Origin of the sequence: Mycobacterium asiaticum, assembly GCF_001668675.1 — a bacterium.
Taxonomy (GTDB): Bacteria; Actinomycetota; Actinomycetes; order Mycobacteriales; family Mycobacteriaceae; genus Mycobacterium; species Mycobacterium asiaticum_D.
The window spans coordinates 21558-28986 of the sequence record NZ_LZKQ01000302.1 but is presented as its reverse complement, the minus strand read 5'-3'; the positions used below and the strand labels follow the sequence as shown (position 1 = coordinate 28986).

The 7429-nt window shown below is 66.6% G+C and carries 8 protein-coding genes; 1 reads left to right on the top strand and 7 read right to left on the bottom strand.

The window, feature by feature from the left end; genetic code table 11:
• Positions 1-119 precede the first annotated feature (119 nt).
• Both A9X01_RS25005 and A9X01_RS25000 read right to left on the bottom strand, forming a co-directional pair.
• Positions 120-662 carry a flavin reductase family protein gene (locus tag A9X01_RS25005; protein ID WP_065123291.1) on the bottom strand — a complete coding sequence of 181 codons (543 nt, stop codon included), beginning with the start codon at positions 660-662 and terminating at the stop codon, positions 120-122.
• A 141-nt stretch (positions 663-803) separates the two neighbouring features.
• Positions 804-1292, bottom strand: coding sequence for a flavin reductase family protein (locus tag A9X01_RS25000; protein ID WP_155772274.1), 489 nt, complete (start codon positions 1290-1292; stop codon positions 804-806).
• Between the two features lie 34 nt (positions 1293-1326).
• On the opposite strand from A9X01_RS25000, the gene A9X01_RS30720 reads away from it, so the two are divergent.
• Entirely contained in the window at positions 1327-1650 is a 324-nt protein-coding gene (locus A9X01_RS30720; RefSeq protein WP_065123284.1) for a hypothetical protein, read from the top strand.
• Between the two features lie 34 nt (positions 1651-1684).
• On the opposite strand, the gene gatB is transcribed toward A9X01_RS30720, so the two are convergent.
• The 5 genes from gatB to gatC all read right to left on the bottom strand — a co-directional run bounded on the left by gatB (position 1685) and on the right by gatC (position 7414).
• Complete coding sequence (gatB, locus tag A9X01_RS24990; RefSeq protein ID WP_065123283.1) at positions 1685-3193, bottom strand: Asp-tRNA(Asn)/Glu-tRNA(Gln) amidotransferase subunit GatB; 1509 nt, start codon at positions 3191-3193, stop codon at positions 1685-1687.
• A gap of 47 nt (positions 3194-3240) precedes the next feature.
• Complete coding sequence (locus tag A9X01_RS24985) at positions 3241-4245, bottom strand: MinD/ParA family ATP-binding protein (protein WP_253849384.1); 1005 nt, start codon at positions 4243-4245, stop codon at positions 3241-3243.
• A 243-nt stretch (positions 4246-4488) separates the two neighbouring features.
• Complete coding sequence (locus tag A9X01_RS24980; RefSeq protein WP_036354417.1) at positions 4489-5520, bottom strand: ATP-dependent 6-phosphofructokinase; 1032 nt, start codon at positions 5518-5520, stop codon at positions 4489-4491.
• 113 nt (positions 5521-5633) lie between these two features.
• Positions 5634-7118 (bottom strand): Asp-tRNA(Asn)/Glu-tRNA(Gln) amidotransferase subunit GatA, encoded by a 1485-nt coding sequence (gene gatA, locus A9X01_RS24975; protein WP_065123282.1) that lies wholly within the window; start codon positions 7116-7118, stop codon positions 5634-5636.
• The gene (gene gatC, locus A9X01_RS24970) at positions 7115-7414 is read right to left on the bottom strand and encodes an Asp-tRNA(Asn)/Glu-tRNA(Gln) amidotransferase subunit GatC (protein ID WP_036354411.1); all 300 of its coding nucleotides are present in this window, start codon (positions 7412-7414) and stop codon (positions 7115-7117) included. The genes gatA and gatC overlap by 4 nt, the downstream gene beginning before the upstream one ends.
• Positions 7415-7429: the final 15 nt, after the last annotated feature.

Below are 7429 nucleotides of genomic sequence, written 5' to 3'. Positions count from 1 at the left end.
AACCCGCACCGATCGACACAACCCACTCCCTAACGCTGGTAGCAACTGACTCACAACCAGCCTGACAAAGGGGGAAAACGCGGCGTGTCGGGTGCTTTTGCGTCTGCTCGGCCCAGTTACTAGGGCACGTCGAGGGTGAACCGCATGCCGTACTTGCGGGCCGCCTCCGCGCGATCGCCGTTGTACAGACGCGGCGGCGGCGCTTCCTGCCCGGGGCCGATGTCGTCCAGATCGGACAGGTAGAGCAGTTCTTCGGAGCCTTCCGGGGCCCAAACGGCGACCGGTTCCAGCAGGTAAGCGACGTGATCGGCGACTTCACTTCGGCTCAGCGTCCGGCCCACGAACCAGGCGGCGGCGTCGTCGAGAATCGGCATGCCCAGCGGACCGCCGCGCCACGCGCAGTGCGCAAACGGGTCGGCCTGGTGGTCGGGATGGCGACCGAACAGCTCGGCCAGGACGTGTCGGCCGCGCGGCAGAACATGCACGGCCAGGCTGTCGGATTTGCTCGCGACCTGATGGATGGGATCATCGAGCGGCAGCCCCACCATAAAGCTGGGCGGCTGCACGCTGGTCTGGGTGCCGAAGGCAACCAGGCAACCCGACGGGTGACCGTCAATCTGCGTCGTCACCACGAACACCGGCGTGTCCAGCATGGCCATCATGTCGTCGAACGATTCATCGATCACTCCCCCATCATGAGTCCGGGCCGCGGCTTTGGAGACCCTTTCAGGACATTTGTAGCGAGTTCTTATATACGCGCCGCGTAATCGCGTACCACCGAATCCGATTGAGCTGCCCGACGTTTAAGGCTCATGCCCGGGTTCCACGTCGATCACGTCGACGAAATGCAGCACATCGGAAACTTCTTGGGCAAACCACGTCTCGGCGGGTTCCAGCAGGTATCCGACGTGGTCGCCGAAGTCGATCCGGTCCAGCGTCGCCCCTACCATCCAGGCAACCGCGTCATCCAGAATCGGCATGTCATTCGGACCGATGTGCCATGCGCAACGGGCGAATTTGTCGATATCGTCTTCGGTTTCGCCACCGAACAATTCGGCGAGGCCGGTGTCGCGTTGCGACAGGAGATGCACTGCGAGGTGCTCCGAGCCGGCCGCCACGGTGAAGGTGTGATTGGCCTTGGAGATCCCGACGAGCAACTTCGGCGGGTGAATGTTGACCTGCGTGAAGAATCCCACCAGACACCCCGACCGATGATCCCCGGCTTTCGTCGTCACCACCGCCATCGCGTTGTTCATGATCTTGGTCAGCCGGAACAATGATTTGCCGCTCACCTCACCATGATCTATCGCCGGCGCAGTACCGGCGATGCCGCGGGTGACCGGCTTGTGGGGCGCCGACGAACCTGACCGAGCCCTGGCGTGCCGATTCGGCGTCGGGCAATGCACGGCTACGGCGACCGCTTGGCCGATCGGGCATGAAACAAGGCACGCTTATCAGGTGCCCCTCAAGCGTGTTGACCAACTCAAGCCTGGCGACAGGATCCGCATGTCGATCGGGCACGCCACCCTGGTGGAAGTCAAGCCGCTTGACGAGGAACAAACCCAACTCACGTTTCTTTACGGCACGGTCGGCGTGGCCGACAACGATCTGACCGTGGACATGCTCGAAGACGACGACTGGGGCTGGTGACCCCCCCGGAGTATCGACGTCGCAGAGTGCCGCTTCAGCCTTGACCGCAGGCGGCCAGCACGAGTTCACGCACCCGCGCGGCGTCGGCCTGTCCGCGGGTCGCCTTCATCACCGCACCGACGATGGCACCGGCCGCGGCCACCTTGCCGCCCCGAATCTTTTCCGCCACATCGGGATTGGCCGCCAATGCCTCGTCAACGGCCGCCTGGGTAAGCGAATCATCGCGCACCAGCGCCAGACCGCGCGCGGTCATCACCGCTTCGGGCTCACCCTCTCCGGCCAGCACCCCTTCGACGACCTCGCGAGCCAGCTTGTTGGACAGCTTCCCCTCGTCGACCAGTGCGATCACGGAGGCCACCTGCGCCGGTGTGATAGCAAGCTCATCCAGTCCGACGCCGCCCTCGTTGGCCTTCTGCACCAGGTAATTTCCCCACCAGGACCGTGCATCCTTGCTGGCCGCGCCGTGTTTGACGGTTTCGGCGACCAACTCGACCGCACCGGCGTTGACGAGGTCACGCATCACCTCGTCGGAAATGCCCCACTCATCCTGAATCCTCTTGCGGCTCAGCCACGGTAGCTCCGGGATGCCCTGCCGCAACCGCTCAACCAGCTCGCGGCTGGGTGCGACCGGCTCGAGGTCGGGCTCGGGAAAGTACCGGTAGTCCTGCGCCGTCTCCTTGGCGCGGCCCGGGCTGGTGTACCCGGCTTCGTGGAAATGCCTTGTCTCCTGGATGATTTCGCCGCCAGAAAGCAGCACGGCGGCCTGCCGCTGCATCTCGTACCGCACGGCGACCTCGACACTCTTCAGCGAGTTGACGTTCTTGGTCTCCGTACGCGTACCGAATTCCGTTGTGCCCTTGGGCATCAGCGACACGTTGGCGTCGCAGCGCATCGATCCCTGGTCCATCCGCACGTCGGAGACATCCAGTGCGCGCAGCAGGTCACGCAGCGCCGTGACGTAGGCCCGCGCGATCTGGGGCGCCCGCTCCCCGGCCCCGACGATGGGTTTGGTGACGATCTCGATCAGCGGAACCCCGGCGCGGTTGTAGTCGATCAGCGAACCGGTGGCACCTTCGATGCGGCCGGTGTCGCTGCCGATGTGGGTGAGCTTGCCGGTGTCCTCTTCCATGTGGGCGCGCTCGATCTCGACCCGCCAGGTGGTGCCGTCCTCGAGCGGCGCCTCGAGGTAGCCGTTGATGGCGATCGGCTCGTCGTACTGGGAGATCTGGTAGTTCTTCGGCATGTCCGGGTAGAAATAGTTCTTCCGGGCGAACCGGCACCAGTCCACGATCTCGCAGTTCAGCGCCAACCCGATGCGGATCGCCGACTCGACCGCGACCTGGTTGAGCACCGGCAACGAGCCGGGCAGGCCCAGGCATACCGGGCACACCTGGGTGTTCGGCTCGGCGCCGAACGTGGTGGAGCATCCGCAGAACATCTTGGTGGCGGTGGACAGCTCGACGTGCACTTCCAGTCCGAGCACCGGATCAAAGCGTTCGATGACCTCGTCGTATTCGAGCAGGTCAGCCCTGGCAACCGTCATAGGAGACGATCCTAATGGTGGCTACGAGAGCGCGGCTGAGCCGGGAGCTAAAGCGCAACCGGCTGCCTGCTGGGCAGCAATCGGGCCAGCGCGGCGGCCAACTCCAGATAGCTGCGCCGGCTCGCCTTGCTCAGCAGATCCAGCCCGATCTCCCTGCCCTGGTGCACGTGGCCGTCGAACGGCAGCACCACAGTGGCCGCCACGTGGGCGGACATCTGTTCGAGTTGCTTCGCGGCCAGCGGGCTCAGCTTGGTCCGCTCGACGTGGTTGACCGCCAGCACGGTGGCCGCGAGCAGCTTGCGGTAGCCGTTGCGGCTCAGCCACTCCAGCGTCGCGCTTGTCTTCTGCATCGAGTCGATGGACGTGCTGGTCACCACCACCAGGGCACGAGACTCCGACAGAACCGCATCCATCACGCCCGAGTTCAGCGTCTTCGGGCAGTCGACCATCACCACCGAGTAGTGACTGCGCAGAATCGAGAACGCCTTGACGAAGTCCTGCCGGGTGATGCAGAAGTTGCTGCGGGCGGGATCCGGGAGCCCCAGCACCTCTAGACCGGAACTGTTCATGAAGGTGTGCGCCCGCACGTCGGCGTAGCGCGCGAGACGATTGTCCATGATCAGGTCGGCCAGGGTGAGGTCGTGGCGGCGCCCGTGGCGGTCCGCCAGGTCTCCGGCGTCGAGGTCGACGGCGATCACCCGGTCGTTGCGCACGCCGGCGAACGTCGAGCCGAGCGCCTCGGTCACCGCGGTCTTGCCGACGCCACCCTTCAGATTCAGCACCGCGATGGGATAGGCGCTGCCCACGGGGGTACGAATTTGGTCCCGCAGGGCGTTCTCGTAGGCCTCGGCACGACCCGGACCGAGGTCGATCCCCACGTAGCGGTGAACCAGATCGCGCCAACCGCGGCGGGCCGGAGCCTCCTGAGCAAACTGCTGTTCAATAACGTCCAGGGCCGTCCCGCCCGGCCTGGGCTGCTGGCGCACCGGTTGGGGCCTGACCAGCACCGGAGTGCCTGCCGTTGGCAGGTCGGATTGGGCTGAACTGGGCATTTGCCTAGCGTCACCGTTCGGGGGACGTAGCGGCTGGGGTGCCGTACCCACCCCGCTGAGGGGAACGGGCCGCCAGACGGGTCCGCGCTGGTTACCCCGTTGCCGAGCCGGCGCAGCGGGCTGCTCGAGTACTCCGCGAACGGGACCGCGGTTGTTCATAAACCAACGTATAGCCGATTCTTATAAACGAGAAACCAGCAAACCGGTGAACCGCGGGCGACCGGGCGGCCAACAGCCGGAACTTCAGCCAAAGAAGGCCGCGGCGTCGTCGTAGCGACTCTCGGGCACCAGCTTGAGTTGACGAGTCGCGTCGGCCAGCGAAACCCGCCCGATGTCCTGCCCGCGCAGCGACACCATCTGCCCGTACTCCCCCGCGTGTGCGGCGTCGGCGGCGTTCACCCCGAAGCGGGTGGCCAGCACCCGGTCGTATGCCGTCGGGGAACCGCCGCGCTGCACGTGACCCAGCACCGTCACCCGGACGTCCTTGTTGATGCGCTTCTCCACCTCGAGCCCGAGTTGCGCCGCCACCCCGGTGAACTTCTCGTGACCGAACTCGTCGATGCCGCCCTCGCGCAGCGCGATCGAGCCCGCGACGGGTTTGGCCCCCTCGGCCACCACGCAGATGAAGTGCGAGTCTCCGCGCTGGAAGCGGCGCTTGACGAGCCGGCACACCTCCTCCACATCGAAGGGTTGCTCGGGGATCAGCGTCATGTGCGCCCCGGATGCCAGACCGGCGTTCAGCGCGATCCAGCCGGCGTGCCGTCCCATCACCTCGACCAGCATCACCCGCTGGTGGGATTCGGCGGTGCTGTGCAGGCGGTCGATGGCGTCGGTGGCCACAGTCAGCGCGGTGTCGTGACCGAAAGTCACGTCGGTGCAGTCGATGTCGTTGTCGATGGTTTTCGGTACCCCGACCACCGGCACGTTCTCCTCGGACAGCCAGTGCGCCGCCGTCAGCGTGCCCTCACCGCCGATGGGTATCAGGACGTCGATGCCGTTGTCGTCGAGGGTCTGCTTGATCTGGTCCAGCCCCGCGCGCAATTTGTCGGGATGTACCCGCGCCGTGCCCAGCATCGTGCCGCCCTTGGCCAGCAACCGGTCGTTGCGGTCGTCATTGCGCAGTTGCATTCGGCGGTTCTCCAGCAACCCGCGCCAACCATCCTGGAAGCCGACCACCGACGAGCCGTAGCGGGCGTCGCAGGTACGCACTACCGCCCGAATGACCGCGTTGAGGCCGGGGCAGTCACCACCGCCCGTGAGTACTCCGATGCGCATATTCTCATCTTGCCTTGCGGGCCCCCACCTGGCGCGAGCAGACGCAGAATCGCATAGAAACCTCGGGTTTCATGCGATTCTGCGTCTGCTCGCCAAAAAGCCCGGCGCCCCTGTCAGATGGCTGTTGGCAGTGGGCCGCGGGCGGCTTCATAGGCGGCGCCCACCCGGTAGAGCCGGTCATCGGCCAGCGCCGGGGCCATGATCTGCAGCCCGACCGGCAACCCGTCGTCCGGTGACAACCCCGACGGGACCGACATGCCGCAGTGCCCGGCCAGGTTCAGCGGCAGCGTGCACAGGTCGAACAGATACATCGCCAGCGGATCGTCGACCTTCTCCCCGAGCCGGAACGCCGTCGTCGGGGTCGCCGGCGACACCAGCACGTCGACCGACTTGTAGGCCTCGTCGAGATCGCGGGCGATCAGCGTGCGGACCTTCTGCGCCTGGTTGTAATAAGCGTCGTAGTAGCCGGCCGACAACGCGTAGGTGCCGATCATGATGCGCCGCTTGACCTCCGGCCCGAACCCGGCGGCACGGGTCAGCGCCATCACCTCCTCGGCGCTGTGCGTGCCGTCGTCGCCCACCCGCAGCCCGTAGCGCATCGCGTCGAACCGGGCCAGGTTGCTCGACACCTCCGACGGCAGGATCAGGTAGTAGGCCGGCAGCGCGTAGTCGAAGTGCGGGCAGTCGACCTCGCTAACCTCCGCGCCCAACGCCTTGAGCTGCTCGACGGCGGCTTCGAAGGACGTCAGCACGCCGGACTGGTAGCCCTCACCGCTGTGCAGCTGGCGCACTACACCGACCCGTACACCGCGCAGATCACCGGCCGCGCCCGCGCGGGCCGCGCCCACGACATCAGGCACCTCGGCCTCGATCGAGGTGGAGTCGCGCGGGTCGTGACCGGCGATCACCTGGTGCAGCAGGGCGGTGTCCAGGACGGTCCGCGCGCAGGGTCCGCCCTGGTCGAGCGATGACGCGCACGCCACCAGCCCGTAGCGGGACACGGTGCCGTAAGTGGGTTTGACGCCGACGGTCGCGGTCAACGCGGCCGGCTGGCGAATGGACCCGCCAGTGTCGGACCCGATCGCGAGCGGGGCCTGGAAGGCGGCCAGTGCCGCCGCGCTGCCGCCGCCGGAGCCGCCGGGCACGCGCTCGACATCCCACGGGTTGCGGGTCGGGCCGTAGGCGGAGTTCTCGGTGGACGAGCCCATCGCGAACTCGTCCATGTTGGTCTTGCCCAGGATCGGGATGCCGGCGGCGCGCAACCGCGCGGTCAATGTCGCGTCATACGGCGATTGCCAGCCCTCGAGGATCTTCGAGCCGCAAGTGGTGGGCATGTCGACGGTGGTGAACACGTCCTTGAGGGCCAGCGGAACCCCGGCCACCGGCGACGGAAGCGCCTCACCGGCGGCCACCGCCTTGTCAACGGCGGCCGCGGCCGCCAGCGCCCGGTCGGCGGCCACGTGCAGGAATGCGCCGTACTGGGCGTCGGTCGCCTCGATCTGGTCCAGGCACGCGGTGGTGGCCTCGACCGACGACACCTCTTTGGCGGCGATCTTGGCGGCCAGCGTCGCCGCGTCGAGCCGGATGATGTCGGTCACTGGCTCTCCCCCAGGATCTGCGGGACGGCAAAGCGGCCGTCGACCGCTTCCGGCGCGGCAGCCAGCGCCTCCTGTTGCGTCAGGCACGGTTGTGTCTGGTCCGGCCGGGTGACGTTGACGTCCTTGAGCGGGTTGTCGGTGGCCTCGACGCCGGTCACGTCGACGGCCTGGATCTGGCTGACGTGGTTGAGGATGGCGTCGAGTTGACCGGCGAAGCTGTTCAGCTCGGTCTCGGTCAACGCCAGACGGGCCAGTCTGGCCAGGTGGGCCACCTCGTCGCGGGAGATTTGGGACACGAGCGAAAAGCCTAG